Annotated in this window: 25 protein-coding genes; 9 read left to right on the top strand and 16 right to left on the bottom strand. The window is 68.6% G+C overall.

The annotated features are described in order from the left end of the window. Positions 1 to 192: 192 nt before the first annotated feature. Both AB4Z46_RS18390 and AB4Z46_RS18385 read right to left on the bottom strand, forming a co-directional pair. On the bottom strand, positions 193 to 3,300 hold the full coding sequence (locus AB4Z46_RS18390; protein ID WP_442284962.1) for an efflux RND transporter permease subunit: 3,108 nt from the start codon (positions 3,298 to 3,300) through the stop codon (positions 193 to 195). A 9-nt stretch (positions 3,301 to 3,309) separates the two neighbouring features. Beyond that, complete coding sequence (locus AB4Z46_RS18385) at positions 3,310 to 4,602, bottom strand: efflux RND transporter periplasmic adaptor subunit (RefSeq protein WP_442284961.1); 1,293 nt, start codon at positions 4,600 to 4,602, stop codon at positions 3,310 to 3,312. Positions 4,603 to 4,818: 216 nt separating this feature from the next. On the opposite strand from AB4Z46_RS18385, the gene AB4Z46_RS18380 reads away from it, so the two are divergent. The 5 genes from AB4Z46_RS18380 to AB4Z46_RS18360 all read left to right on the top strand — a co-directional run bounded on the left by AB4Z46_RS18380 (position 4,819) and on the right by AB4Z46_RS18360 (position 8,042). Continuing rightward, complete coding sequence (locus tag AB4Z46_RS18380) at positions 4,819 to 5,232, top strand: DUF2306 domain-containing protein (protein WP_442284960.1); 414 nt, start codon at positions 4,819 to 4,821, stop codon at positions 5,230 to 5,232. 42 nt (positions 5,233 to 5,274) lie between these two features. Beyond that, the gene (locus AB4Z46_RS18375; RefSeq protein ID WP_442284959.1) at positions 5,275 to 5,802 is read left to right on the top strand and encodes a DUF6622 family protein; all 528 of its coding nucleotides are present in this window, start codon (positions 5,275 to 5,277) and stop codon (positions 5,800 to 5,802) included. A 67-nt stretch (positions 5,803 to 5,869) separates the two neighbouring features. Further along, positions 5,870 to 6,157, top strand: a complete 288-nt coding sequence (locus AB4Z46_RS18370) for a 2TM domain-containing protein (protein ID WP_442284958.1) — start codon at positions 5,870 to 5,872, stop codon at positions 6,155 to 6,157. Continuing rightward, positions 6,154 to 7,221 carry a sensor histidine kinase gene (locus tag AB4Z46_RS18365; protein ID WP_442284957.1) on the top strand — a complete coding sequence of 356 codons (1,068 nt, stop codon included), beginning with the start codon at positions 6,154 to 6,156 and terminating at the stop codon, positions 7,219 to 7,221. Before AB4Z46_RS18370 ends, AB4Z46_RS18365 begins: the two co-directional genes overlap by 4 nt. Then, the gene (locus AB4Z46_RS18360) at positions 7,218 to 8,042 is read left to right on the top strand and encodes a LytR/AlgR family response regulator transcription factor (RefSeq protein WP_442284956.1); all 825 of its coding nucleotides are present in this window, start codon (positions 7,218 to 7,220) and stop codon (positions 8,040 to 8,042) included. Before AB4Z46_RS18365 ends, AB4Z46_RS18360 begins: the two co-directional genes overlap by 4 nt. Positions 8,043 to 8,134: 92 nt before the next feature. Here AB4Z46_RS18360 and AB4Z46_RS18355 read toward each other — a convergent pair whose 3' ends face one another. After that, positions 8,135 to 8,488 carry a hypothetical protein gene (locus AB4Z46_RS18355; RefSeq protein WP_442284955.1) on the bottom strand — a complete coding sequence of 118 codons (354 nt, stop codon included), beginning with the start codon at positions 8,486 to 8,488 and terminating at the stop codon, positions 8,135 to 8,137. Between the two features lie 137 nt (positions 8,489 to 8,625). Between AB4Z46_RS18355 and AB4Z46_RS18350 the strand changes: the two genes are divergently transcribed. Together AB4Z46_RS18350 and AB4Z46_RS18345 are read left to right on the top strand one after the other, a co-directional pair. Further along, positions 8,626 to 10,428: a glutamine--tRNA ligase/YqeY domain fusion protein gene (locus AB4Z46_RS18350; protein ID WP_442284954.1), complete on the top strand. Its 1,803-nt coding sequence runs from the start codon at positions 8,626 to 8,628 to the stop codon at positions 10,426 to 10,428. A 7-nt stretch (positions 10,429 to 10,435) separates the two neighbouring features. Continuing rightward, positions 10,436 to 11,293: a peptidoglycan DD-metalloendopeptidase family protein gene (locus AB4Z46_RS18345; RefSeq protein ID WP_442284953.1), complete on the top strand. Its 858-nt coding sequence runs from the start codon at positions 10,436 to 10,438 to the stop codon at positions 11,291 to 11,293. Between the two features lie 2 nt (positions 11,294 to 11,295). On the opposite strand, the gene AB4Z46_RS18340 is transcribed toward AB4Z46_RS18345, so the two are convergent. From AB4Z46_RS18340 to ylqF, 9 genes are all read right to left on the bottom strand, one after another. Beyond that, positions 11,296 to 12,231, bottom strand: coding sequence for a succinylglutamate desuccinylase (locus AB4Z46_RS18340; RefSeq protein WP_442284952.1), 936 nt, complete (start codon positions 12,229 to 12,231; stop codon positions 11,296 to 11,298). A 99-nt stretch (positions 12,232 to 12,330) separates the two neighbouring features. Beyond that, positions 12,331 to 12,942: a TetR/AcrR family transcriptional regulator gene (locus AB4Z46_RS18335; RefSeq protein WP_442284951.1), complete on the bottom strand. Its 612-nt coding sequence runs from the start codon at positions 12,940 to 12,942 to the stop codon at positions 12,331 to 12,333. 32 nt (positions 12,943 to 12,974) lie between these two features. Then, the gene (locus AB4Z46_RS18330) at positions 12,975 to 13,397 is read right to left on the bottom strand and encodes an ester cyclase (protein ID WP_442284950.1); all 423 of its coding nucleotides are present in this window, start codon (positions 13,395 to 13,397) and stop codon (positions 12,975 to 12,977) included. A gap of 126 nt (positions 13,398 to 13,523) precedes the next feature. Next, positions 13,524 to 14,246, bottom strand: a complete 723-nt coding sequence (locus tag AB4Z46_RS18325) for an ABC transporter ATP-binding protein (RefSeq protein WP_442284949.1) — start codon at positions 14,244 to 14,246, stop codon at positions 13,524 to 13,526. Between the two features lie 11 nt (positions 14,247 to 14,257). After that, positions 14,258 to 16,207, bottom strand: coding sequence for an ABC transporter permease subunit (locus AB4Z46_RS18320; RefSeq protein ID WP_442284948.1), 1,950 nt, complete (start codon positions 16,205 to 16,207; stop codon positions 14,258 to 14,260). A gap of 7 nt (positions 16,208 to 16,214) precedes the next feature. Beyond that, the gene (locus tag AB4Z46_RS18315) at positions 16,215 to 17,090 is read right to left on the bottom strand and encodes a branched-chain amino acid ABC transporter permease (RefSeq protein WP_286503956.1); all 876 of its coding nucleotides are present in this window, start codon (positions 17,088 to 17,090) and stop codon (positions 16,215 to 16,217) included. Between the two features lie 79 nt (positions 17,091 to 17,169). Beyond that, positions 17,170 to 18,399 (bottom strand): ABC transporter substrate-binding protein, encoded by a 1,230-nt coding sequence (locus tag AB4Z46_RS18310; RefSeq protein WP_442284947.1) that lies wholly within the window; start codon positions 18,397 to 18,399, stop codon positions 17,170 to 17,172. A 130-nt stretch (positions 18,400 to 18,529) separates the two neighbouring features. After that, complete coding sequence (locus AB4Z46_RS18305) at positions 18,530 to 19,573, bottom strand: aldo/keto reductase (RefSeq protein WP_442284946.1); 1,044 nt, start codon at positions 19,571 to 19,573, stop codon at positions 18,530 to 18,532. A gap of 85 nt (positions 19,574 to 19,658) precedes the next feature. Then, positions 19,659 to 20,615 carry a ribosome biogenesis GTPase YlqF gene (ylqF, locus tag AB4Z46_RS18300; RefSeq protein ID WP_442284945.1) on the bottom strand — a complete coding sequence of 319 codons (957 nt, stop codon included), beginning with the start codon at positions 20,613 to 20,615 and terminating at the stop codon, positions 19,659 to 19,661. A gap of 148 nt (positions 20,616 to 20,763) precedes the next feature. On the opposite strand from ylqF, the gene AB4Z46_RS18295 reads away from it, so the two are divergent. Then, entirely contained in the window at positions 20,764 to 21,123 is a 360-nt protein-coding gene (locus AB4Z46_RS18295; RefSeq protein WP_442284944.1) for an HPF/RaiA family ribosome-associated protein, read from the top strand. A gap of 13 nt (positions 21,124 to 21,136) precedes the next feature. Here AB4Z46_RS18295 and AB4Z46_RS18290 read toward each other — a convergent pair whose 3' ends face one another. The 3 genes from AB4Z46_RS18290 to AB4Z46_RS18280 form a co-directional block, all read right to left on the bottom strand. Continuing rightward, complete coding sequence (locus tag AB4Z46_RS18290; RefSeq protein ID WP_442284943.1) at positions 21,137 to 22,051, bottom strand: SDR family NAD(P)-dependent oxidoreductase; 915 nt, start codon at positions 22,049 to 22,051, stop codon at positions 21,137 to 21,139. Between the two features lie 178 nt (positions 22,052 to 22,229). Beyond that, entirely contained in the window at positions 22,230 to 23,807 is a 1,578-nt protein-coding gene (gshA, locus tag AB4Z46_RS18285) for a glutamate--cysteine ligase (protein ID WP_442284942.1), read from the bottom strand. Positions 23,808 to 24,023: 216 nt separating this feature from the next. Beyond that, positions 24,024 to 24,686 (bottom strand): alpha/beta hydrolase, encoded by a 663-nt coding sequence (locus tag AB4Z46_RS18280; protein ID WP_442284941.1) that lies wholly within the window; start codon positions 24,684 to 24,686, stop codon positions 24,024 to 24,026. A gap of 78 nt (positions 24,687 to 24,764) precedes the next feature. Here AB4Z46_RS18280 and AB4Z46_RS18275 point away from each other — a divergent pair, with 78 nt between their 5' ends. Further along, positions 24,765 to 25,415 (top strand): glutathione S-transferase, encoded by a 651-nt coding sequence (locus tag AB4Z46_RS18275; RefSeq protein ID WP_442284940.1) that lies wholly within the window; start codon positions 24,765 to 24,767, stop codon positions 25,413 to 25,415. Here the strand turns inward: AB4Z46_RS18275 and AB4Z46_RS18270 are convergent. After that, positions 25,406 to 26,305 carry a LysR substrate-binding domain-containing protein gene (locus tag AB4Z46_RS18270; protein ID WP_442284939.1) on the bottom strand — a complete coding sequence of 300 codons (900 nt, stop codon included), beginning with the start codon at positions 26,303 to 26,305 and terminating at the stop codon, positions 25,406 to 25,408. The genes AB4Z46_RS18275 and AB4Z46_RS18270 overlap by 10 nt on opposite strands. Positions 26,306 to 26,318 lie beyond the last annotated feature (13 nt).

Below are 26,318 nucleotides of genomic sequence, written 5' to 3'. Positions count from 1 at the left end.
TCCCCTCTGCGCCGCTGAGGAGCGCAGCTTCAGGCGGAAAAAGGGCCGCGCGTGTTTGAGCGAAGCGAGTTTGCGCGGACCCCGCCTGAAGCGAGCACCGCAAGGCAGCCCGAAGGGCCGGCGCAGTGGGGTCGACGGGCCCGCACCGCATGCCGGGCGCGCTTCCAGCGACAAGGACAACGACGCAGCAACTCATCCCGCAGCCCTCTGCCCAAACCGCCGCCCCAACCGGTCGAAGGCCAGATAGATCACCGGCGTGGTGAACAAGGTCAGCACCTGGCTCACCACCAGCCCGCCGAAGATCGCCAGCCCCAGCGGACGCCGCAGCTCGGCGCCCTCGCCCCAGCCCAGCATCAGCGGCAGCGCCGCGAACAGCGCCGCCAGCGTGGTCATCAGGATCGGGCGGAAGCGCAGCAGCGCCGCCTGGTGGATGGCCTCGAGCGGTCCCTTGCCCTGGTGGCGCTCGGCGTCGATCGCGAAGTCGATCATCATGATCGCGTTCTTCTTCACGATGCCGATCAGCAGGATGATGCCGATGATGCCGATCACGCCGAGGTCGTTGCCGGTCAGCATCAGCGCCAGCAGCGCGCCGACGCCGGCCGAGGGCAGCGTCGACAGGATGGTCAGCGGGTGGATATAGCTCTCGTAGAGCACGCCCAGCACGATGTAGACGCAGACCACCGCCGCCAGGATCAGCCACAGCTGGTTGGTCAGCGATTTTTCGTACGCACCGGCGGCGCCGAGGAATTTCATGCTCACGCTCGGCGGCAGCGCGATCTCCTTGGCCGCGGCGCGGATCGCCGCCACCGACTTGCCGAGCGACACGCCCGGTGGCGTGTCGAAGCCGACGGTCGCGGCCGGGTACTGGGCCACGCGCGTGACCTGCAGCGGCGCGAACTGCTCGCGCACCGTGGCCAGCGCCGACAGCGGCGTTGCCGTGCCCGCGCCGGTGCGCAGCTGCAGGTTGCCCAGGCCCTCCGGCGACGACAGCGACTCGCGCTGGGCCTCGAGGATCACGCGGTACTGGTTGGTCTCGGTAAAGATGGTCGAGACGATGCGCTGGCCGAAGGCGCTGTAGAGCGCATCGTCGACCGAACTCGCGGTGACCGACAGCCGCGACGCGGTGTTGCGGTCGATGTCCACGTAGGCCGACAGGCCCTGGGCGCCGGCGTCGGTGGTGGGGTTGCGCACCTGCGGCACGCTGCGCAGCCGCTCGACCAGCTTGCGCGCCCACTCGTTCACCGTGGTGGTGTCGGCGCCTTCGAGCGAGACGCGGAACTCGGTCGGTCCGGTCTCGGCGTCGATGGTCAGGTCCTGGGTCGGCTGCAGGTAGAGCGACACGCCGGCGACGCCGTCGCGCACGCGGTCGCGCAGACGCTGCATCACCACGGCCTGGTCGGAGTGGCCGCCACGCAGGTTGATCAGCATGCTGCCGGTGTTCAGCGCCATGTTGTTGGCGGCGTCGACGCCGACCACCGAGCTCAGGCTCTGCACCTCGGGATCAGCCAGGATCAGGTTGGCCGCCGACTGCTGCAGCTCGGCCATCCGCACATAGGACACCTCCTGCGAGGCCTGGACGCGGGCCTTGAGCTGCCCCGTGTCCTGGGTCGGGAACAGGCCCTTGGGGATCACGACGTAGAGCAGCACGGTGAGCGCGAGGGTGAGCACGGCCACCACCAGCGTCAGCGGCTGGTGGCGGAACACCCATTGCAGCCAGATGTCGTAGCGCGCGATCACGCGATCGAAGAAGCGCTGCACGGCGGCGCCGAAGCGTCCGCCTTCCTCGGCCTGCGGCCGCAGCCAGCGCGCCGACATCATCGGCACCAGGGTCAGCGAGACCACGGCCGAGATCAGGATCGTGAGCGCCAGCGTCACCGCGAACTCGCGGAACAGGCGCCCCACCACGTCGCCCATGAACAGCAGCGGGATCAGCACCGCGATCAGCGACACCGTCAGCGAGATGATCGTGAAGCCGATCTGCGTCGCCCCCTTGAGCGCGGCCTGGAACGGCGGCTCGCCCTTCTCGAGGTAGCGCGCGATGTTCTCGATCATCACGATCGCATCGTCGACCACGAAGCCGGTCGCGATGGTCAGCGCCATCAGGCTCAGGTTGTTGAGGCTGTAGCCCAGCAGGTACATCAGGCCGCAGGTGCCGATCAGCGAGATCGGCACCGCGATGCTGGCGATCACGGTCGCGCGCACGCTGTGCAGGAAGAAGAAGATCACCAGCACCACCATCACCACCGCCAGCGCCAGCTCGAGCTGCACGTGGTTGACCGAGGCGCGGATGCCGGTGGTGCGGTCGCTCAGCACCTCCACCTTCAGTGCGCCGGGCAGCGAGGCCTCCAGCTCGGGCAGCAGCTTCTTGATGCCGTCGACCGTGCCGATCACGTTGGCGCCGGGCTGGCGCTGCACGTTGAGGATGATCGCGGGATAGAGCTTGCCGTCCTGCTCGCCCTGCTTCGCGTTCGCGCCGGCCCAGGCCCCGAGCTGGGTGTTCTCGGCGCCGTCGATGACGCGCGCGACATCGCTCATGCGCACCGGCGCGCCGTTCTTCCAGGCGACGATCAGGTTCTTGTAGTCGACCGCGGTCACCAATTGGTCGTTGGCGTTGATCGTGTAGGCCCGCTTCGGGCCGTCGAAGCCGCCCTTGGCGCTGTTGGCGTTGGCCGCCGCGATCGCGGTGCGCAGGGTGTCCAGGCCGATGCCGACCGCGGCCAGCGCGTTGGTGTTGGCCTGGATCCGCACCGCCGGGCGCTGCCCGCCCGAGAGCGACACCAGGCCGACCCCGCCGACCTGGCTGATCTTCTGCGCCAGCCGCGTGTTCACGAGGTTCTGCACCTCGGTCAGCGGCATCGTCTCGGAGCTCACGGCCAAGGTCAGGATCGGGGCATCGGCCGGGTTGACCTTGGCATACACCGGCGGCGCCGGCAGGTCGGCCGGCAGCAGCGAGCCGCCGGCATTGATGGCCGCCTGCACCTGCTGCTCGGCCACGTCGAGGGTCTGGTCGAGCGCGAACTGCAGCGTGACGATCGACACGCCGGTGGCGCTGGTCGAGCTCATGCGGTCGAGCCCCGCCATCTGGCCGAACTGGCGCTCCAGCGGCGCGGTCACGGTGCGGCTCATGACCTCGGGGCTGGCGCCGGGGTAGAGCGTCTGCACCTGGATCGTCGGGTAGTCGACCTGCGGCAGGGCCGCCAGCGGCAGGAAGCGGAAACCGACCAGGCCCGCGAGCACGATCGCGAGCATGAGCAGCGCGGTCGCGACCGGCCGCTCGATGAAGGGACGCGAGGGACTCACCGCCGCTCCCTACTGCGGAGGCCGCTGCCGCCGGCCCTCGCCGTTCGGACCGCCGGGTGTGCGCGCCCCGCGCGGGCCGGAGGCCCCCGGGCGCGGCGCCATCGCCGGCTTGTCGCCCTGCAGCAGCACGCGCGCGCCGTCCTTCAGGCGGTCACCGCCTTCGGTCACCACGTCCTCACCGGCCTTCAGGCCGTCGAGGATCGCCACCACGTCGACCGTGGCCTCGCCGCGCTTCACCGGGCGCACCGACACCGTGCGGTCCTCGTTGACCACGTAGATGAAATTGCCGTTGGGCCCGGTGCGCACCGCGGTCACCGGCACCACGATCGCGTTCACGGTGCGCAGCACCATCTGCACGTTGACGAACTGGTTCGGGAACAGCGGCGTGCCGGTGTTGGCGAAGCGCGCCTTGGCCCGCACCGTGCCGGTGCTGGTGTCGACCACGTTGTCCAGCGTCGAGAAGGTGCCGGTGTCCAGCACCGCGCTGCGCACCCGGTCCAGCGCCTTGACCGGCAGCGGCTCGCCCTTGGCCAGCTGGGCCTGGATGTCGGGCACGCGGTCCTGCGGCACCGCGAACTGGACGTCGATCGGGTTCATCTGCGTGATCACCGCGATGCCGGTGGCCGCATTGGCCGTGACCGTGTTGCCCGGATCGACCGTGCGCAGCCCGATGCGCCCGGCCACCGGCGCCGTGACCCGGGTGTAGTCGAGGTTGAGCTTGGCGGCGGCCTCGGCCGCGCGGTCGGTGGTCACGGTGCCTTCGAGCTGCTTGACCAGCGCGGCCTGGGTGTCGACGTCCTGCCGGGCGATCGAGTCCTGGGTCAGCAGCGTGCGGTAGCGCGACAGGGTGACGCGCGCGGCCTCCAGCTGCGCCTCGTCGCGCACCCGGTTGCCCTGGGCCTGCATCAGCGCCTGCTCGTAGGGACGGGGGTCGATGCGGGCCAGCAGCTGGCCCTTGCTGACGGTCTGGCCCTCGGTATAGAGCACCTCGGTCAGCACGCCGCCGACCTGCGGCTTGAGCGTGATGGTCGCCAGCGGCGTCACGGTGCCCAGGGCATCGATCAGGATCGGCATGTCCACGCGCTTGGCGGTGGCGTGGCCGACGGTGGAGCTGGCGCCGCCGAAATTGGGGCGGCCGCCCACCGGTTCACCCGAGCGCTTGATCAGGTACCAGGCGCCGCCGGCCAGCGCCGCCACCACGCCCAGCGCCAGCAGGCTGCCCAGCCAGCGCCGCCGTCGGGAAGGCACGGGACGGGATGCGGGGAGGTCTTCGGTGGCGGGCTCGGGAAGGGGGGACGACATCGGTGAGGAGAGCTTGAAGGTGGCAGCCCGTAGTGGAGCGCCGAATCGTAGCGCCCAGCCCTTACGAACCGTAAAGCCTCGGTAAAGCCGCCGTGGACGCCTGCGTCCGGCGATCACGGAATGCAACTGGCGCCGCCCAGGCGCGGTTCGTCGCATCGCCGTGGCGGCTGCCGGGGGCCACCGGCACAGTCCGCTCATCGCCTTCAGGAGCCCGCCATGCAAATGTCACCGGTCATCGCCATCCACCTCGCCGCCGCCGCCACCGCCCTGGCCCTCGGGCCGGTGGTGCTCTGGGCCCGCAAGAGCCGGACCCAGCGGCCGCGCCTGCACCGGGCGCTGGGCTACGCCTGGGTCACGCTGATCGTCATGGCCGCGCTGTCGTCGCTCTTCATCCGCGACTTCAGGCTGCCGAACATCGGCGGCTACACGCTGGTGCACCTGCTGGTGCCGGCCACCTTCTTCGGCCTCTCGCGCGCCTTCTGGAAGCTCGCCCGGGGCGACATCCGCGGCCACCGGATTGCGATGCAGGCCACCTATGTCAGCGCCTGCATCGTGGCCGGCGCCTTCACGCTGCTGCCCAGCCGCTATCTCGGCCAGCTGGTCTGGGGCCAGTGGCTGGGGCTTGCGTAATCCCGTCCAGGCGTCTTCTTCCCGACCTTCCAGGAGCATCCCATGCTGACCCAAGTCTTCCTGCACACCCCGAAGTGGGTTTACATCCTGTTCGCCACCCTGCTGTGGCTGGGCGCCAAGCAATTGCTGGCCGGCAGCCTGAGCCTCGTCCGGGTGACGCTGATGCCGGTCGTGATGACCGGCCTCGCGGTCATCGGCGTGGCGACGGCCTTCGGCGACTCGCCCCTGACCCTGCTGGCCTGGTGCGGTGCGGCGCTGGTGACGCTGGCAGCGGTGCTCCAGCGCGGCGTGCCGGCCGGCACGCGCTACCACGCGGCCTCGCGCAGCTTCCAGGTCGCCGGCAGCGCGGTGCCGCTGGTCCTCATGATGGGCATCTTCTTCACCAAGTACACGGTCGGCGTGCTGCTCGCGATGCACCCCGAGCTGGCACACCAACCCGGCTTCGCCTTGGGCATCAGCACGCTGTACGGCATGTTCACGGGCGTCTTCGCGGGTCGCGCGGTTCGCCTGTGGAAGCTGGCGATCGACGCCGACCGCGCCACCGCGCTCTCGCAAGGTGCGCGGGCCTGATAGGGTCGACCCGATTCGCCCGGCCCTGTCGATTCGCAACAATTCCATCTCATCCAGGAAGACTCTCATGAAGAACGCCTCCACTCCCGATGCTGTCGAACGCCTGGCCCGCCGGCGCGCCGCCGCCAAGCTGGGCTGGTACCTTCACGCGGCCGTCTATCTGCTGGTCAATCTGCTGCTGGTCGGGCTGGCCGCCTCCCAGGGCCGGCACTGGGCGGTCTTCCCGCTGCTCGGCTGGGGCCTGGGCCTCCTGATCCACGGCGCGGTGGTGTTCTTCGTCGCGCCGGGCGGCAACCTGTACGAGCGGCTGCTGGCGCGCGAACGCAGGGCGCTGGGTGCCGGAGACCCCTGGTGAACGCCTCCTTCCAACGCAATTTCACGCGCGAGAGCGTTCGGGACGTGCTGCGGCACGGCCTGAACACCGTGCTTTTCTGCTGCGTGATCGCGATCGCGCTGGGCGCGTCCGGACGGGGCGGATGGACGGCCCAGTTCGTCTACTCGCTGGCGATCGGCCTGATCAGCTGGCTCATCATCGACATCGGCCGGCTGATGCTCAGCACGGATCCCGACAGGCCCTGGCCGGCCGGCGCCAGGGGCATCCTGCTGGTGGCCGTCGGCACCGTCGGCGGCTTCCTCGGAGGCAACGCCATCGGCGACGCCTGGACCGGCGCCCCGCTGCTCGAGTTCTGGAGCTTCGCGCCCCACAAGTTCGCCTCCACCCTGATCATCACCGCGCTGGCCTGCGTCGCGGTCTGCTACTACTACTACAACCGCGGCAAGAGCAAGTATCTCGAGGGCGCCATCGCGCTGGCGCAGCGCGACGCCGCCGATGCCCGCCTCAAGCTGCTCGAGACGCAGCTCGAGCCGCACATGCTGTTCAACACGCTGGCCAATCTGCGGGTGCTGATCACGACCGATCCGGCGCGCGCCGTCGCCATGCTCGACCGCCTGAACTCCTACCTGCGCGTCACGCTCAGCGGCTCGCGGGCGCTGCAGCATCCGCTCGCCGCCGAGTTCGACCGGCTGGCCGACTACCTCGGGCTGATGTCGGTGCGCATGGGCGACCGCCTGCACTACACGCTGGATCTGCCCGACGCGCTGCGCGATGTCCCGGTGCCGCCGCTGATGCTGCAGCCGCTGGTCGAGAACAGCATCCGCCACGGCCTCGAACCTCAGGTGGAAGGCGGCGAGATCCGGGTGCAGGCGCGGCGAAACGGCGCGCAGCTGCACATCGAGGTGCGCGACACCGGCGTCGGCAGCAACGCCACGGCAATGCCCACCGAGGCCGGTGGCTTCGGCGTGGCCCAGGTCCGCGAGCGGCTTGCCACGGTCTACGGTGCGGAGGGCACCCTGACGATGACCAACCCTGAATCCGGTGGCGTCTGCGTCACCATCACCCTGCCCCTTGCATCCCCATGAACCCGACCGCCCTGATCGCCGAAGACGAACCCCTGCTGGCCCAGGCCCTGCGCGCCGAACTCGCCGCGGCCTGGCCCGAGCTGGAACTGGTCGCCAGCGTCGCCGACGGCCGCAGTGCCGTGCGCGAGGCGCTGGCGCGGCTGCCGCAGGTCCTGTTCCTCGATATCCGCATGCCCGGGCTCGACGGCCTGGGCGTGGCCGCCGAGCTCGCCGACGCCTGGCCGGTCGACGAGGCGCCGATGCCCCAGCTGGTCTTCGTGACCGCCTACGACGAATACGCCGCCCGGGCCTTCGACGCCCAGGCCATCGACTACGTGCTCAAACCGGTGCAGCCCGAGCGCCTGCGGCGCACCGTGGCGCGGCTGCGACAGGCGCTCGACGCCCGGGAGCGCGCCACCGCCACGCCCGAGGAGGTGCTCGCCGGCACCCTGGCCCAGTGGCAGAAGGCGCTCGCTGTCGCCGGTGCGCCGAGCCCCGGCACCGCCGGTGCGCCGCTCAAGTTCATCACCGCCAGCGAGGCCGGTGGCGCCACGGTGCGCATGGTCCCGATCGACGAGGTGCAGTACTTCGAAGCGGCCGACAAGTACGTGCGCGTGCTGACCGCCACCCATGAGTACCTGATCCGCACGCCGCTGAAGCAGTTGCTGCCGCAAATCGACGCCAGCGTCTTCTGGCAGGTGCACCGGGCCGTGGTCGTGCGCAGCAGCGCCATCGAGGCGGTCCACCGCGACGAAGCCGGCAAGCAGCACCTGAGCCTGCGCGGCCGCGCCGACAGGATCCCGGTCAGCCGGCTCTACGCTCACCTGTTCCGCGCCATGTAAGAGCGCCTGGGCGGGCACAAAAAGAAAAACCGGCCCGTTCGACGGGGCCGGCTTTTCGATGTGACAGCAGGCAAACGGGTGGTGTCTGTCGCTCAGCGGTAGTAGCGGTCGTGGCCGTGGCCGTGATGGCGGTAGTAGCCAGGGGCCGGCCGGTAGTAGGCCGGCGGCGGCGCGTAGTACACGGGCGCCGGACGGTAGTACACCGGAGGCGCCGGGCGGTAGTAGACCGGCGGCGGCGGCGCGTAGTAGGCCTGCGGCGGCGGGTAGTAGACCGGCGCCGGGGCGTAGTAAGGCTGCGGCGTTGCCACGCCGATCGCCACCCCGGGCACGTTGACGCCGACCGACCAGCCGACAGCCGCACTGGCCGAAGCGGTCGCGAACAGCGCGCCCGCGGCAATGACGCCGGCTGCGGCCCATTTGAAGAAAGTGGTGCGGGTGACGCTCATCATGAAACTCCTGTTGAGGCGGGTGTTGGCCGCCCATGTATGTATTGAACGCGTGAGGTGTGAACCTCGTGCACGCCGCTCTGTGAAGAAGGTTGCCAAAGGTAACGAGCCCTCGAGGGCCCACCTAGAATGAGCGGATGACTTCCCCTGCAGACAACGACAGCACCAAGCCGAGCAATTTCCTGCGCCACGTGATCGAAAGCGACCTCGAACAGGGCAATTATTCCACTCGCAAATGGGGCGGCTCCCCGGGGGACGCCGCCCATCACGCCCAGGGCATGCAGGATCCGGCCAAGGTCCGCATGCGCTTCCCGCCCGAACCCAACGGCTACCTGCACATCGGCCACGCCAAGAGCATCTGGCTCAACTTCGAGCTGGCCAAGGAATACGGGGGCGTCTGCCACCTGCGCTTCGACGACACCAACCCCGAGAAGGAAGAGCAGGAGTATGTCGACGCGATCCGCGACGCCGTGCAATGGCTGGGTTACGACACCGTGCTGGCCGACAACCCTGACAAACCGGGCGAGACCGACGAGCATGTGTACTTTGCGAGTAACTACTTCGACTTCATGTACCGGGCGGCCGAGTACCTGATCGGTGCCGGCCTGGCCTACGTCGACGAGCAGAGCGCCGAGCAGATCCGTGCCACCCGCGGCGACTTCAACACGCCCGGCACCGACAGCCCCTTCCGCGGCCGCACGCCGGAAGAGAACCTCGCACGCTTCCGCGCCATGCGCGACGGCGCGCTCGAGGACGGCGCCGCGGTGCTGCGCGCCCGCATCGACATGGCGAGCCCCAACATCAACATGCGCGACCCGGCGCTCTACCGCATCCGCCGGGCGACCCACCACAACACCGGCGACAAGTGGTGCATCTATCCGATGTACACCTTCGCGCATCCGATCGAGGACGCGCTGGAGCAGATTACGCACAGCTTCTGCACGCTCGAGTTCGAGGACCAGCGGCCTTTCTACGACTGGCTGCTCGACCGCCTGGCCGAAGGCGGCCTGATCGCCACGCCGCATCCGCGCCAGTACGAGTTCGCCCGCCTCAACGTCACGCACGTGATCACCAGCAAGCGCAAGTTGCGCCAGCTGGTCGAGGAAGGCCACGTCGACGGCTGGGACGACCCCCGCATGCCGACGCTCGCGGGCCTGCGCCGCCGCGGCTACACGCCCGATGCGCTGAAGCTGTTCTGCGAACGCTCGGGCGTGACCAAGTCCGGCGGCTGGATCGACTACGCCAGCCTCGAGGCGGCGCTGCGCGACACGCTCGACCCGATCGCGCCGCGCGCGATGGCGGTGCTCGACCCGGTGAAGCTCGTCATCACGAACTGGGACGAACTGATGGGCGCCGGCTTCCTCGACGACTGCTCGGCGCCGGTGCATCCGCACCATCCGGAACGGGGCCAGCGCACATTCAAGATCGGCCGCGAGGTCTGGATCGAACGCACCGACTACGAGGACGTGCAGCCCAAGGGCTTCTTCCGCCTGTTCCCCGGCAACAAGGTGCGCCTGAAGTACGGCCACACGATCGAGTGCACCGGCGGCACGCGCGATGCCGGCGGCACGCTCCTGGAAGTCCAGGCCAGGCTGGTGCCCGACACCAAGAGCGGCACGCCGGGGGCCGATGCGATCAAGGTCAAGGGCAACATCACCTGGGTGGCGGCGGCCGATGCGCTGCCGGTCGAGGTGCGCCTGTACGAGCGGCTGTTCGCGGCCGCGCAGCCGGGCAGCGGCGAGCTGCTGGACGAACTGAATCGCGACAGCCTCCTGCGATGCCAGGCCTTCGTGGAGCCTTCGCTGGCCGCTGCGGCGCCAGGCGGCGCGGGCTTCCAGTTCGAACGCCATGGGTACTTCGTGGTGGACGCGAACGCTGCGGCCTCCGGCCAGCGCGTGTTCAATCGCGCCGCGGGGATGCGCGACAGCTGGGGCAAGTGACGGCGCCATGCATCGCCGCTCCCTTCTTCTCGCAACGACGAGTCTGCTGGCGCTCCCGGCCGCACGGGCCGGGGCCGCATCGACGTCGGCTTCCAAGGCGCCCGATGTCTGGCCGCACGACGCCCGGGTGCCGGGCGGCGTGGCCCGCCTCTCGCTCGGCCCTTCCGCCGCGCGACCGGCGGCGCGCACCGAGGGCGATGTGCCCTTGCTCGTGCTCGGCGACGCCATCGAGTGGACGGCGCTGGTCGGCATTCCGCTGGCTGCGGCGCCCGGCACCTCGCGCATCACGGTGCGTGCGGAAGACGGCGCCGAGCGGCAGATCGCCTACACGGTCGCGCCCAAGCGATACAGCGAGCAGCGCCTGAAGGTGGCGCCGGGCACGGTCGACCTGTCGCCCGCGGACCAGGCCCGCTATGAACGCGAGCGTGCTCACCAGGCCACGGTGATGGCCACCTTCACCGATCCTCGCCTGCAGGATCTGCAGATGCGCGTGCCGGTGCCGGGCCGCCGCTCCAGTTCCTTCGGCCTGCGCCGCGTCTTCAACGGCCAGTCGCGCAATCCGCACAGCGGCATGGACATCGCGGCGGCCACCGGCACGCCCGTGCTGGCGCCGCTGCCGGGACGCGTCATCGACACCGGCGACTACTTCTTCAACGGCGGCACGGTCTGGCTCGACCATGGCGGCGGCCTGCTCACGATGTACTGCCACCTGAGCCGCGTCGACGTGAAGGTCGGCGACGCGCTGAAGACCGGCGAGCGCCTGGCCGCCGTAGGCGCGACCGGCCGCGTGACGGGGCCGCACCTTCACTGGGGGGTGATGCTGAACCGCACGATGGTGGACCCGGCGCTGTTCATCGCCGGCTGACCCTACAGCGGTCGCGTCAGGTACACCGCCTCGCGCCCGACGATGGTCCGCTGCGCCGGCATGAAGACCGTGCAGTCGTCGCAGGGCGCCCGGATCTCGTCCGGGCCCTGGGTGGCGATCAACTCGCCCTTGGCGAAGGTCTCGAAGCCGATCAGCGGCCGGACGAATCGAAAATCCTCGAACTGGATCATGTGCGTCTGCAGCAGCTCGAAGCGGCGCTGCGGCTCGACCTCGGACGAGCCCCCTTCCCTGTCGATCAACCCGAAGTGCGCCAGGAAACGCAGCGTCACCTCGGTCGCGAGATCGGCCGCGGCCTGCCTGAAGTGCTGGCCGCACTCGACCACCATCGCTGCGCCCGGCGCATCCGCGCCCGCATGCAGCCCGTGCTGGATCAGCGGCGTGCCCGAGCCCAGGCCGCTCGGCATGACCAGGTGCACCGGCGGCAGGCCGATCGCCATCGCCACCGTGGCGTTGCGATCGAAATCGGGATAGACCCAGAACGGCACCACGTCCTGGCTGGTCGAATGGATGTCGAGGATGTGATCCGCCGCAGCCACCACCGGCCGCAGTTCGCGCGCGCGGCGCAGTTCGGGGCTGTCCTCGGGGCCGTCCAGCCATTCGTCGGACCAGACGCGGTTGAGGTTGTGGACGATCTGCCGGTTGTCGAAGGGCTTCTCCGCATCGAAGGCGTTGTAGGCCTCGACGTGGGCGAAGCTCACGGTCAGCGTGCCGACCTTGGGCCGCACGCCGCTGTCCAGCAGATGCGTGGCAGCCACCATGCCGCAGATCTCGTTGCCGTGGGTCAGCGCGTTGATCAGCACATGCGGGCCCGGCTTGCCGGACTCGAAGCGGTGAACGTAGTCGATGCCGGTGTTGCCCTCGCGGTAGGCGGAAATGTCGCGCGGGAGGACTTCGAGGTTGGCTTGGGAAGCGGTCATGGATGTTTTTGTCTCGCTGCGGGAACGGTGGCAGCAGTGTGCCCCATCCGCACACGGCCTGCGGGTGGCGCCGCACGGCCCCAGGACCGCTGGCACCCTTCAGTCCGGCTTCTTCGCCGCCTCCACCAGCGCCCGGATCGCCCAGCGCCTGACCTTCGATGCTTCCGCGTCGTCGAGTTGCAGCACATCCTTGAAGACCACCATCGACTCGGTGCCGATGACCAGGGCCAGCGCCCTGCCCAGGTTCTTGAAGGCCGCGGGCCTGAACTGGCTGCGGGCGGGCGCCAGCGCGGCATCGATCAGCGGGCCGCGGCGATTCTGGCGCGCCGGCAGTCCGTCGCCGTGCTCGCCCCGGACCACGCGCTCCATCGAATGCGCCAGCATCATCCGCAGCGGCGCCTCGTTGGCGAGGATCATGTCGTTCAGCACGGCGTCGACCCGCTCCAGGCGCATGACGGGATCCGCTGTCCGGGCGTCGCGCAGTACGTCGCCGGGTTCGGGGAGCGCGATGTCCAGCGAGGCCTCGTGGTGCAGCGCGTCGACGCTCGGGAAGTAGCGGTACGCGGTGGCGCGCGACACGGCAGCCTCCTCGGCGATCTCCTCCAGGCTGGGCTTGCACCCCTGCTTCAAGAGCCGCGCGGCGGCCTGCAGCAGATCCTTGCGCGTCCGCCTGCGCTGGCTGGAGCGACCGGTCTTCTCGCGGTCGATCATGTCATCCGGTCCCGGGGCCTGCTCCCGCGGCCTCAGTCCTGCGGCAGTTGCTGGACGATGGCCGCGAGGTCCAGCCAGACGTTCTCGCGCCGGATGTCGCCGCTGGCGGCGAACTCGACGACATGGAGCAGCCTGAATTCGAGCGGCCGGCCCCGGCCCTCGAGACCGAAGGGCCGGCCCGGCGCCTTGCCGCGCCAGACAGATTCGTCGACCACGAAATCCTCGCCGTAGAGCCGCCGCAGACTCTCGACCCGGCTCTCGGACAGGTCGCTGAACAGCGCCTCGTAGAACGGTCGCGCGCCGTCGCGTCCCCGCGTCGGCCCCGACGGCGAGCCGACGATGTCGTGCTCCACGTCGGGGGACAGCGTCGCCAGGACACCTTCGACGTCGTCCTTCGCCTCGAAGCTGAAGTGCTCGTCGATCTTCCGGTCCATCTCGGTTCGGGTCAGCGTCATGCTCAGGTCCTCCAGTGGGATTGCGGGAGAATGCCTGCGAACTTTAGTGAGACGAAAATCTCATTTCAAGAAACAAATCTCGATTCAATACGACGTTTTCATTGCGAGAGCCTATGGTCGAGCCGCTCAATGCCCGCTGCCCAGGTACGCCGCCTTCACCCCCGGATCGTTGCGCAGCTTCTCGGCCGGCCCGTGCAGCGAGATGCGGCCGTTCTCCAGCACGTAGCCGTAGTCGGCCACGCCGAGCGCGGCGGCGGCGAACTGCTCGACCAGCAGCATGGTCGCGCCCTGCTGCTTGAGCCGCTCGATGATGCGGAACACTTCGGCGACCAGGATCGGCGCCAGCCCCATCGACGGCTCGTCGAGCAGCACCACCTCGGGGTTCAGCATGACGGCGCGGGCCATCGCGAGCATCTGCTGCTCGCCGCCCGACAGGGTGCCGGCCAGCTGGGTGCGGCGCTCCTTCAGGCGCGGGAACAGCTCCAGCGCCCGCTCGAGGTCGCCCGCGACATCGCCGCGCGGCCGGCTCCCCGTGAGGCGCGGGAAGGCGCCGAGCGTCAGGTTGTCGGTCACGGTCATGGTCGCGAACACGCGCCGGCCCTCGGGCGAATGCGCGAGCCCGAGCTTGGCGATGTGATAGGACTCGAGTCCGTCGATGCGCTTGCCGTTGAGCGTGATCTCGCCGGCCGTGGGCTGGATCATTCCCGACACCGCGCGCATCGTCGTGGTCTTGCCGGCGCCGTTGGAGCCGATCAGGGTCACGATCTTGCCCTTGGGCACGTCGATCGAGACGCCGTGCAGCACCTGCACCTTGCCGTAGCCGGCCGATAGATTCTGGATGGTGAGCATGATGGATTTCCTCAGGCGGGCTGCGGGCTGGCTTCCTGGCCGCCGAGATAGGCCTCGATCACCTTCTCGTCCGACTGCACCGCGGCCGGCTCGCCCTCGGCGATCTTCTGGCCGAAGTCGAGCACCGACACCGTGTCGCACATGCTCATGACAACATCCATGTGGTGCTCGATCAGGATCACGGTCACGCCGTGCTCGCGGATCTTGCGGATGATCGCGATCAGCTCCTTGATGTCCGGCGCCGTGAGGCCGGCCGCGGGCTCGTCGAGCAGCAGCAATTGCGGGTCGAGCGCCAGCGCGCGCGCGATCTCGAGCAGGCGCTGCTTGCCGTACGGCAGGTTGCGTGCCTCCTCGCCCGCGAACTCCTCCAGTCCGACGAACTTCAGCAGGCCCAGCGCCCGGCTGGCCGCGGCCGCGCTCTCGCGCTTGTAGCGCGGCGTGTGCAGCGCGACGTCGAGCAGGTTGCTGCGGAAGGTGTGGTGCAGGCCGACCTGGACGTTCTGCTGCGCCGTCATCTCGCCGAACAGCTGCACGTTCTGGAAGGTGCGCGCGATGCCCGACAGCGCGATGTCCGCCGAGGTCCGCCCGACCAGCGAACGGCCACCGAAGCTGATGGCGCCGGCGGTCGGCACGTAGATGCCGGTCAGCACGTTCATCATGGTGCTCTTGCCCGATCCGTTCGGGCCGATCAGTCCGTGGATGGTGCCGCGCTTGACCGTGAGATCGACGTTGTTGAGCGCCTTGAGGCCGCCGAACTGCATCAGCACGCCCGCGGCCTGCAGCACCTCGGGCTGGCCGCCGGCCATGGCGGCGGTCGATACCGCATCGGCCGGCGCGATGCCGGCCCCGACCGCCTCCACCTGCGGCTTCGGCCGCCGCAGGTTCAGCGCATTGCGCACGAAGCCGACGATGCCGTCCTGCAGGTAGTAGACGACGAACAGCATGATCACGCCGAAGATCGAGAGTCGCCAGTCGGTCATGGTCTGGAGCCAGAACGCGAGGCCCGCGAGCGCGATGCTGCCGACCACGGGAATGGCCATCTGCTTGGGCGTGACGCGCTTTCTCTGCACGCCCACCACGGCCACGATCATCACCAGCACCGCCAGCGCCACCGACACGTAGCGGAACAGCTCCACGTCGTCGAGCAGCTTGGGCAGCAGCACGATGATGGTGGCGCCGAGCATCGCGCCGATGCGGCTCTTGCGCCCGCCCATGATCACCGCCAGCAGGAACAGCACCGTGAGCTCGAAGTTGTAGGTGTTGGGCGAGATGTACTGCTCCGAGTACGCATACAGGCTGCCCGCCAGGCCGGCGAAGCCGGCGCTGATCACGAAGGCGTAGACCTTGTAGCGGTAGACCGACACGCCCATGCAGTCCGAAGCCACCGGGCTGCCTCGCAGTGCCTCGAAGGCGCGTCCCAGGTGCGAGCGCAGGATGCGGTGCACCACCACCAGCGACAGCACCAGCATCACCACCACCAGCCAGTAGAACTCGCGCTCGTCGAGCTTGTGGCCGAACAGCGGCGGCTTCGTGAGCTTGATGCCCATCGGCCCCTCGGTCAGGAAGCTCATCTCGTTGATGAGGATCTGGATGATGGTGCCGAAGGCCAGCGTGACCATCGCGAGATAGGGCCCGGTGACGCGCAGTGCCGGCAGCGCCAGCAGCGCGCCGAACAGCGCCGTGACGCCGATCGACGCGATCAGCGCCACCATCAGCGGCGCGCCGAGCTTGTAGACCAGCACGCCCGCGGTGTAGGCGCCGAGGCCGAACAGGCCGGCATGGCCCAGCGAGACCTGGCCCGTGTAGCCCACCACGATGTCCAGCCCGAACAGCAGGATCGCGTAGATCATGATGGTCTCGAGCAGGTGGATGTAGTACGGGTTGTCAATGCCGATCGGGAACAGCAAGAGCGCTGCAAGGCCGACGATGGCGAGGAGGAAGCGTCCGATTCTTGTGTTCATTGGTGCGTCAGACCTTCTTGATCGCGGTCTTGCCGAACAGGCCGGCCGGACGCACCGCCAGCACGATCAGCAGCAGCACCAGGCCGGGCACGTCCTTGTAGCCGGTGCTCAGGTAGAAGCCGGTGGTGGTCTCGGCGATGCCGAGGATGATGCCGCCGAGGATGATGCCCATGCCGCTGGTCAGCCCGCCGATGATCGCCACCGCGAAGGCCTTCAGGCCCAGCACCGCGCCCATGGTGGCGCCGGTGAGCGTGAGCGGCGCGATCAGCACGCCCGCGAAGGCCGCGGTCAGCGAGGACAGCGCGTACGAGAAGGTGATGACGAGGCCGGTGTTGATGCCCATCAGCTTGGCGGCGTCGCGGTCGTTGAAGGTCGCGACCACGGCCTTGCCGTAGATCGAGCGGCGGTTGAACAGCTCGACCGCCAGCATCATCAGGATGGCGCCGACCACCACCAGAATTTCCATCGGCAGCACGTTGGCGTTGAGGAACTTGATCGGCGCCTCGGGCAGCGGCGACGGGAACTTGAGGTCGTCGCGGCCCCAGACGTTCTCGGCCACGTTCTTGAAGATGATGCCGAGCGCGATGGTCGACATGATCCAGCCGAACTCCGACTTGATCTTGATCGCCGGGCGCACGCCGATGCGCTCGACCACGGCGCCCTGCACGGCACCGAAGAGACACACCAGCGGGATCATGAGCCAGTAGTTCACGCCCAGCGTGACCAGCGTGAGGCCGACGAGCGCGCCGAGCATCAGCGCATCCCCCTGGCCGAAATTGAGAGTGTCGGAAGTGGCGAAGGTGAGCTGATAGCCGAACGCGATGACGGCGTAGATCATGCCCAGCGCGATGCCGCTGAAGATGAGTTGGGTGAGGATTTGCATGAACGGCTTTCGCGAAGCGTTGGCATGAAAAGGCGCCGCCGCGGGAATCACCCGGGGCGGCGCCGGCGCACCGATGCGGCTACTGCTTCAGCAGGGCGTCGTTGGCTGCCAAGTCCTTGATGCGAACCTGCGCCGCGCTCTTCAGGTCGTCGGGGTTGGCGTAGACCACCCGGCCGCCCTTGACTTCGCCGAACACCGGAATGTTGGCGGTGATGGCGTCATGGTCGGCCTTCGAGAAGGGCTTGGTGTAGGTCGTCACGACGCCTTCGACCGGCGTCGCCAGGTCCTCGAGCGCGGCCTTGATCTTCGGGCCCTCGGTGCTGTTGGCCTGCTTCATGGCCGCGGCCAGCAGGTAGATCGAGTCGTAGCCCTGGGCGGCCGACACCGGCGAATCGATGCGGTCGTTCTTGGGCTTGAAGGTCTTGAGGTAGCTCGCGATGAAGGTCTTGCGCTTCGGCGTGGTCGGCTCCTGGATGAAGGTCTGCGGCATGCGTGCACCATCGCCGCCGGGTCCGGCGTTGTCGATGAAGTTGGCCATCGACAGGGTCCAGCTGCCGACGATCGGCACCTTCCAGCCCAGCTTGGTCATGCCATTGGCGATCTGCGCCAGTTCGGGGCCGATGCCGTAGGTCAGCACCGCCTCGGCGCCGGCTTCCTTGGCCTTCAGCAACTGGGCCGTCATGTCGACGTCCTTGATGTTGAATTTTTCGACCGCCACCGGCGTGATGCCCTTGGCCTTGAGCGCCTTCTCGAGGTCTTCGCGGCCCAGCTGGCCGTAATTGGTCGAGTCGGCCAGGATCGCGACCTTCTTGTAGCCGCGGCGCGTGACGGCCTCCTGCACGATCATCGGGGCCTGGATGCTGTCGTGCGCGGAATTGCGGAACACGTAGTTGTCCGGCTCCTTGTCGAACTGGCGCGTGATGACCGAGCCGGTCGCGACGTTGTTCATGACCGGGATCTTGGCTTCCTGGAAGAAGCGCTGCGAAGCGAGGGCCACGCCGGTGTTGATGTAGCCGACCACGGCCACGACCTTTTCCTTGTTGATGAACTCCTGGGCGATCTGCACGCCGCGCTCGTTCTTGGCTTCGTCGTCGCGTTCGACCAGCTGGATCTGGCGGCCGAGCACGCCGCCGCTCTTGTTGATCTCCTCGGTGGCCAGGCGCACGCCATCGCGCATGCTGACGCCCATCGAGGACGATCCGCCCGTGAACGGGCCATCGACGCCGATCTTGATCGGATCGGCCGCGAATGCGCCGGCAGAAAACGAGACGGCGCAGGCCACCGCGAGAAGCTTGAATCGCGAATGCATCGGTGAGGTTCTCCAAATGTTGTGTTGCAAGGATCCTCACTGAACATAGCGATGGGAACCGGTTTCGGAGAGAGTGACAACCCTAGACCCGCTACAAGGATTGCGGAAGTCCGCGACTTCCGCCCGCGCCTCAGCGCCCGGAGCCGGCCATCTGCTTGCGCCGGTTCTCGCCTTGCCGCACGAGCATCCAGCCCGGGTACTCGGGCGGCAGCCGGCTGGCCTCGTCGAGCCGCGCGAGCTCGGCCGCGCTGAGCGTCACCTGCGTCGCCGCCAGGTTGTCGGCCAGCTGCTCGGCCCGCCGGGCACCGACGATCACGCTCGTGACCTGCGGCTGGTGCAGCAGCCAGGCCAGTGCGACCTGGGCCACGGAGACACCATGCGCCTCGGCGATCGGGCGCATGGCGTCGACGCAGTCCCAGGCCCGGTCCTTGTCCACCGGCGGAAAGTCGAAGCTGGTGCGCCGGCTGCCTTGCTCGCCCTGCTGCTCCCGGCCGTACTTGCCGCTCAGCAGGCCGCCCGCGAGCGGACTCCAGACCATCAGCCCGACCCCTTCGCTCTGCAGCATCGGGATCAGTTCGCGCTCGAGGTCGCGGCCGGCCACGGTGTAGTAGGCCTGCAGCGATTCGAAGCGCGCCAGCCCCCAGCGCTCGGCGATGCCCAGCGCCTTGACGATCTGCCAGGCGGCCCAGTTGGAGACGCCGACGTAGCGCACGTGGCCGTGGCGCACCAGTTGGTCGAGGGCGCGCACGGTTTCCTCGATCGGCGTGGCCGGGTCGAAACCGTGGATCTGGTAGAGGTCGATGTGCTCGAGCTGCAGCCGCTTCAGGCTGGCCTTGACGCCATCCTGGATGTGGCTGCGCGAGGCGCCGCGCGCGTTCGGGCCGGGCCCGGTATCGCCGAAGACCTTGGTCGCGACCACCACCTGGTCGCGCGGCACCTTGAGGTTCTTCAGCGCCTGGCCGGTGATCTGCTCCGACAGCCCGCCCGAATAGACATCGGCGGTGTCGATGAAGTTGATGCCGGCATCCAGGGCCTGGCCGACCAGCCGCTCGGCGTCGGCCTGCTGCAGGTCGCCGATCTGACTCCAGATGCCGTCGCTGCCGCCGAAGGTCATGGTGCCGAGGCAGAGTTCGGACACGAACAGGCCGGTGCGGCCGAGGGGATGGTGGCGCATGCAGGGAACTCCTTGGTTTCGAGCGTCCGGCACGGCGCGCCGGGCAGCCCGAGAGCATAGGCGTCCTTGCGAATTCCTGCAGGAGCTACGCTTCCTCCGGCGCCGGCGAATCGTCCTCGCGCCGTCCCGACCCCTTCTTGCGGGCGCGCGCCTCCTTCTTCGCCTTGCGCTGCGCGTCCACCAATTGGCCGGCCGCGAGCCACTGCGCGAATTCCTCGGGCGTCTCCAGCGTGATGCGCCCCATGTTCCCGCTGCGGAACTCGTTCATCACGATCTCGGCCGCCTTCTGCAGATTGACGCGGCCCTTGCCCAGCAGCGCGCCGCGCTTGCGTCCGATCGCCTCCAGCACCTCTTCGTCGCGCAGTTCGCCGATCGGATCAATCTTGAAGCGCGCTTCGACCAGGCCCGCGTAGTGCCCCTTCAGGTAGTCGAGCAACTCCAGCGCCACCTCCTCCTCGTCGAAGGCATTGCGCCCGATGGCCCCGCTGGCTGCCAGGTTGTAGCCGCTCTTGGCGACGATGATGCGCGGCCACAGCATGCCCGGCGTGTCCCAGAGGTAGAAGTCGTCGGCCAGCGTGATGCGCTGTTCCAGCTTGGTGATGCCGGCCTCGTCGCCGGTCTTGGCCTTGCGGCTGCCGGTGAGCGTGTTGATGAGGGTCGACTTTCCAACGTTGGGGATCCCGCAAATGAGCACGCGCATCGGCTTGGCCATGCCGCCGCGCGAGGGCGAGAGCTGGTGGCAGGCGTCGATCAGTTGCCGCGCCGGCGTGGTCTGACTGGCGTCCAGACCGATCGCCCGCGTGTCGGGCAGCGCGTTGTAGTGGGCCAGCCAGAGCGCGGTGCCGGCCGGGTCGGCGAGGTCCTGCTTGTTGAGCACCTTGAGACCCGGCTTGTGGCCGGTGAGATCGGCCAGCATGGGATTGGCGCTGGAGCCGGGCAGGCGCGCGTCGAGCAGTTCGATGACGACATCGATGTCCTTGATCCGCTCGGCGATGGCCTTCTGGGTCAGGTGCATGTGACCGGGGAACCACTGGATGGCCATCGGAGTTCTTTCTTTCTATGCGGGGGGTGGCTCGGATTGTCGCTGGCCCGCGCGGGACGTCGTTCCGACCACGGACGCATTGCCCAAATGCTTACGTACGGCCGCCCGCGAAGGGTGCACAGTCAGGGATTGCAGAAAGGGACATGCCATGCAGATCCAAGTCAACACCAGCAACGGCATCGAGAACAAGGACGCCCTGGAGCGCTGGGCCGACAGCGAGATGCGCCAGGCCCTCGCCCGCTTCGTCGACGATGTGACGCGCGTCGAGATCCACTTGAGCGACGAAAACCATGACGCCAGTGGTGGCGGCGACAAGCGCTGCGTGATGGAGGCCCGCCTGGCCCGCCACCAGCCGCTGGCGGTGAGCCACCATGCACCCAGCCTCGACGACGCCTTCCGTGGCGCCTCCGACAAGCTCAAGCGCTCGCTCGACAGCACGCTGGGCCGGCTTTACGGCCGCCGCGACCGCGACTCGATTCGCAAGGACGCCGATACAGTCGAGGAGTGAAAGGCTTGAGCCCTCAGCGCTTTCCCGCGTTCGCCATCGCCTTGCCGACCTCGTTGCTGCCTTGCGCCGCGCCGCTCTGCGGCACGATCTCGCCGGCGCGGTCGGTCACTTCGGCCAGCCGCTGCGCGAGCTGCTCGGCTGCGTCGGCGCCCAGGCCGATCCAGGCGCCCTGGGTCAGCGTGACATGCGCGGCCTCGAACGTGCCGGCACCGGCGCACAGGATGGTGCGGTTGGGTGCGTCCTGCGCTGCCAACACCAGCATCGCGGGCACCACGGCTTCAGGCTTCAGCGCCTCCAGCACGGCCTCGGGCATCAGGTCCTCGGTCATGCGGGTGGCGGCGGTCGGCGCCAGGCAGTTGACCCGGATGTCGTTCTTCGCACCCTCGATCGAGAGCGTCTGCATCAGGCCCACGAGCGCCATCTTGGCGGCGCCGTAGTTGCTCTGGCCGAAATTGCCGTAGAGGCCGGAGGACGAGGTCGTCATCACGATGCGGCCGTATTTCTGCTCGTTCATGAGCGGCCACACCGCCTTGGTGCAATGGACCGCACCCATCAGGTGGACGTCCATCACCAGCCGGAAATCGGCCAGCTCCATCTTGGCGAAGCTCTTGTCGCGCAGGATGCCGGCGTTGTTGACCAGGATGTCGACCCGGCCCCAGGTGTCGACGGCCTGCGCCACCATGGCCTGCACCGCCTCGAAGTCGGTCACCGAGGCGCCGTTGGCGATCGCCTCGCCGCCGGCCGCCTTGATCTCGTCGACCACCGCCTGGGCGGCGCTGACCGAGCCGCCGGAGCCGTCGCGGGCACCGCCCAGGTCGTTGACCACGACCTTGGCGCCGCGCGCTGCCAATGCCAGCGCGTGCTGGCGGCCCAGGCCGCCGCCGGCCCCAGTGACGATGGCCACGCGGCCCTTGAAGTCGATGCTCATGTTTTCGGCGCTTTCATAAAAATGTGACTCGCCCCACTTTATCGGGGTGGGTGTTTTCGGCCGCGCGCAGCGCGCCCGTTCGGGAGCCGCGGCGGAACCGGCTTTGCCGGGCCGCAACGCGGCGCCCCTTGGAAGGGGGGTGGGCGGCTACACGCAGTGAGCCAACCTGGGGGTGGGCTCACAACTCGGCGCGCTGGCTGACGGGGGGTGCCGGCGTCTCGGCCCAGTGGTTCTTGAACCCGAGACGCGCCGGGGAGACGTACTGCTCGCGGTAGATCTCGAACGGCATGCTGTCGCTGGCCTCGATGCGCTTCTGCGCCTCGATCGAGGTCTGCGTCATGCGCTCGAAGTGCGCGCGCTGGTCGTCCGGGAACGGCAGCGCGAGCAGCGTTTCGCGCGTTTGCTCGGACCGGGCGCGCACGAAACCGACGAAGGAATCGTCGTGCGCCTTCATCGCCTCGAGCACCCGTGCCGACGGCAGCACCGCCGGGTCGCGCAATGCGGCCTCGGCAGCGCGCACCGCCTCGGCGTGCTGGTTGCCGCCGTGCGCCGCATCGAGCGCGGCCGCGATCGGCGCGAACTGCTCCAGCAGTTCGGCGCCCCAATCGGTCAGCGTGGCCTCGCGCCCGCCGCGCCGCAATTGCAGGCCGGGCTCGCGCCCGCGCGCGGCCGTCAGGTGCTGGTTGTGCGCCAGGTCGGCGATCTCCTCGCGGGTGTCGGGCGGGCTGTCTGTCAGCAGGCAGTGCAGCAGGAAGACGTCAAGGAACCGCATGGTCTGGGCATTGATGCCGACCGGTTCGAAGGGGTCGAGGTCCATCAGTCGCACTTCGACGTATTCGACGCCGCGCTCGCGCAGCGCGTGCAGCGGGCGCTCGCCGGGGTAGATCACGCGCTTCGGGCGGATGGTGCCGTAGAACTCGTTCTCGATCTGAAGCAGGCTGGTGGCCAACTGGTTGTAGTCGCCGCCCAGGTTGCGGATACCGATGGCCTCATAGGCCGGCCAGGGCCGGGTCAGTGCGTCCTGCAGCGAGGCGCCGTAGCCGTCGAGGCTGTTGTAGCTCACGGCCAGCGAGGCTTGCGCCTCGCTCTGGTAGCCCAGCCGGCCCATCCGCAGCGAGGTGCCATGCGGCATGTGCATGCTGCCCTCGCCCAGCGGTTGCAGCTCGTGCGGCCGGCCGTCGACGAAGCTCGAACACAGCGCCGGCGAAGCGCCGAACAGGTAGAGCAGAAGAAAGGCGTGGCGGCGGAAATTGCGGATCAGCGCGAAGTACTGCTCGCTCGACACGTCCGGCAGCGACCAGTTGTAGTGAATGCCCGAGATGGTCTGCATGCGCCGCCCGTAGCGGTGGCTCAGGCCCATGCGGTAGACGCTCTTGGCGCGTCCGACATTGGACGAGCCGTAGCGCCCGATCGGAATGGTCTCGTCGGGGGGCAGGCCGCAGGGCATGCTCGAGACCCAGAGCCGTTCGTCACCCGCCTCGCCGAGCACGCGGTAGGTGAACTGGTGCACCCGCACCAGTTCCTCGAGGGCCGCTTCGACGCCCGCATGGGCCCCGGTGATGAGCTCGAGCTGCGACTCGCTGAAATCGGTCGTGATGTGCGGATGCGTGAGCGCCGAGCCCAGCGCAGCGGGATGCGGCGTCAGGGCCAGCTTGCCATCCGGTTGCGCCCGCAGGCTTTCCTTCTCGATCCCGCGCCGCGCCCCCCGGAGCCGCGCCGGCGAGAGCGCGTCCAGGCGCTCCTTGAAGTTACTCATTTAGTTATCACCCATCGTTCTTTGGTGGGGACGGAAGGTAGCACGCCGAAAGAAATGTTGCTCGCCAGCAGGTGTTGCTCGCCCGCAGGTGTTGCTCGCCCCCAGGTTGGGCTCACTGCGTGTAGCCCGCCCACCCCCTGCCGGGGGCAACACCTGCGGCCCGGCAAAGCCGGCTCCGCGGTGTTTCACCAGCTGGCCTGGCTGCGCCGGCCGGGCTCAGTTCAGGACGCGCAGGAGGAAAGTGTTGAGGTCGGCGATTTCCTCCATGCAGACCGAGTGTTCCATGGGGTACTCGTGCCATTCGACGTCGTAGCCCAGCTGCTTGAGCGCATCCCGGCTTTGGGTGGCGCGAGCGATCTGGACGACGCCGTCGCGCAGGCCATGGGCCTGGAAGATGGGCGTCTTCTGGTTCGCAGGATGGCGCTCGGCGGCGGTCGCGGCGGCCAGCGGCAGGTAGCCCGACAGGCCGACGATGCCGGCCAGCCGCTCCGGATGGCGCAGGCCGGTCATGAACGACATCGCGCAGCCCTGGGAGAAACCGGCGATCACGATACGTGCGACCGGGATGCCCCGCGCCTTCTCGTTGGCGATCAGCGCCTCGATCGTCGCCTGCGACCGGCGCAGGCCCGCCTCGTCCTCGCGCTTGGCCAGGTCCGGGCCCATGATGTCGTACCAGGCCGGCATCCGGTAGCCGCCGTTGATGGTGACCGGGATCACCGGTGCGTTCGGAAATACGAAGCGCACCGGGCCGACGGCGGCCAGGTCGAGTTCGTTGGCGATGGGCACGAAGTCATTGCCGTCGGCACCCAGGCCGTGCATGACGAGGACGGTGGCCGTCGGATTCGGGGCGGTTTCGATTTCGATGGGTGGATTTGACATGCCTCCGAAGTTACCGCAGAAATCGGCCGATTCCGGCAGGACGGCAGAATGGCGCCCTACCAACGACTGGAGACACTCATGCTGACATTGATCGGTTTCGCCGCCAGCAACTACTACAACAAGGTCAAGCTCGCACTGCTTGAAAAGAACGTGCCCTTCGACGAGGAACTGGCCTGGATCGGCGAGACCGACCTGGCGGCCTCGCCGCTGGGCAAGGTACCGTACCTGCGCACCGACCAGGGCATGTTGTGCGAATCGGCCGCGATCAACGAGTACATCGAGGCGGCCTACCCTGAAACCCCGCTGCTGCCGGCCGACCCCTATGCCGCAGCCAAGGTGCGCGAGCTGACGCTCTACCTCGAACTGCACCTCGAGCTGGTGGCGCGCAATCTCTACCCCGAAGCCTTCTTCGGCGGCAAGGTCAGCGACGGCCTGAAGCAGAAGATCGGCAAGGATCTCGAGAAGAACATCGCCGCCTTCGGCAAGCTCGCGCATTTCGACACGCCCTTCATCGCCGGCGAGCAGTTCACACTGGCCGACTGCGCCGCGATCACCCATCTGCCGACCGTCGCCGGTGCCACCAAGATGATCTACGGACGCGACCTGCTGGCCGAGCAACTGCCGGCCGCGCGCGACTACCTCAAGCGCATGAGCCAGCGGCCGCACGTGGTCGCGGTCAATGCCGATCGCAAGATCAATACCGAGGCCATGTTCAAGCGCTACGCCTGAGCGCGCGTCGCCGCGGACTGCACGCATTCGACGAAGTGCTGCGCGGCAGGCGTGAGCCGACGGCCGCGCAGCTTGATCACGCAGACGTGCAGCGCCGGCAGCGGCTCCCTGACCGCGACGCGGCACAGGCCGTGGTGCTTGAACGTGAGTTCGACCAGCGGCTCGACGAACAGGCCGACCAGGTCCATGTGGCCCACCAGCCCGAGCGCCACCGTGACCGACTCGCCGAGGATCACGCGCGCCGGCGCCGTCAGGCCGATCGGCGAGAACAGCGGCGCCACCGCCTCGCGGCCCAGTTCGCCGTCGCCGGGCAGCACCCACTCGGCCGAATGCAGTTCACGCAGCGACTGCGCATGGCGCAACGGGTGCCCGGCGCGCACCCCCACCGCCAGTTGCACCGGGAACAGGTCGATGGCTTCGAACCCGGCGTCGAGCGTGCCCGGGATGACATGCGCCACGGCGAGGTCGAGCTGCCCGTCGCGCAGCCGCGCGAGCATCCAGGGCAGCACCGCTTCGCTGAAATGCACGTCCACCGCGGGCAGGCGCGCGTGGTACGCCTTGAAGGCGGCGGGCAGCACCGTGAGCGCAACCGACGTGCTGACCGCCACCGCCACCTGGCCGGTGGCGCCGTCGCGGATCTGGGCGATCTCGTCGCGGGCCCGCCGCATGTCGGCCAGCAGCAAGCGCGCGCGGGGCGCGAAGGCCTCGCCGCAGGTGGTGAGGCGCACGCCCTTGACGCTGCGCTCGACCAGCGGCGCGCCGACCTCGCGCTCGAGTTCGCGCACGATCTTGGTCACTGCGGGCTGCGAGATGCCGAGCGTGCGCGCCGCGCCGCGGATGCTCATCTGCTCGACCACGGCGACGAAGGCGAGCAGCTGATTGGGCTTCATGAAAACCAAAAGT

Source organism: Variovorax sp. M-6 (assembly GCF_052114385.1).
Classification (GTDB): Bacteria; Pseudomonadota; Gammaproteobacteria; order Burkholderiales; family Burkholderiaceae_C; genus Variovorax.
Note: the sequence above shows the minus strand (reverse complement) of the source record. Positions and strands in the feature narration are given on the sequence as shown.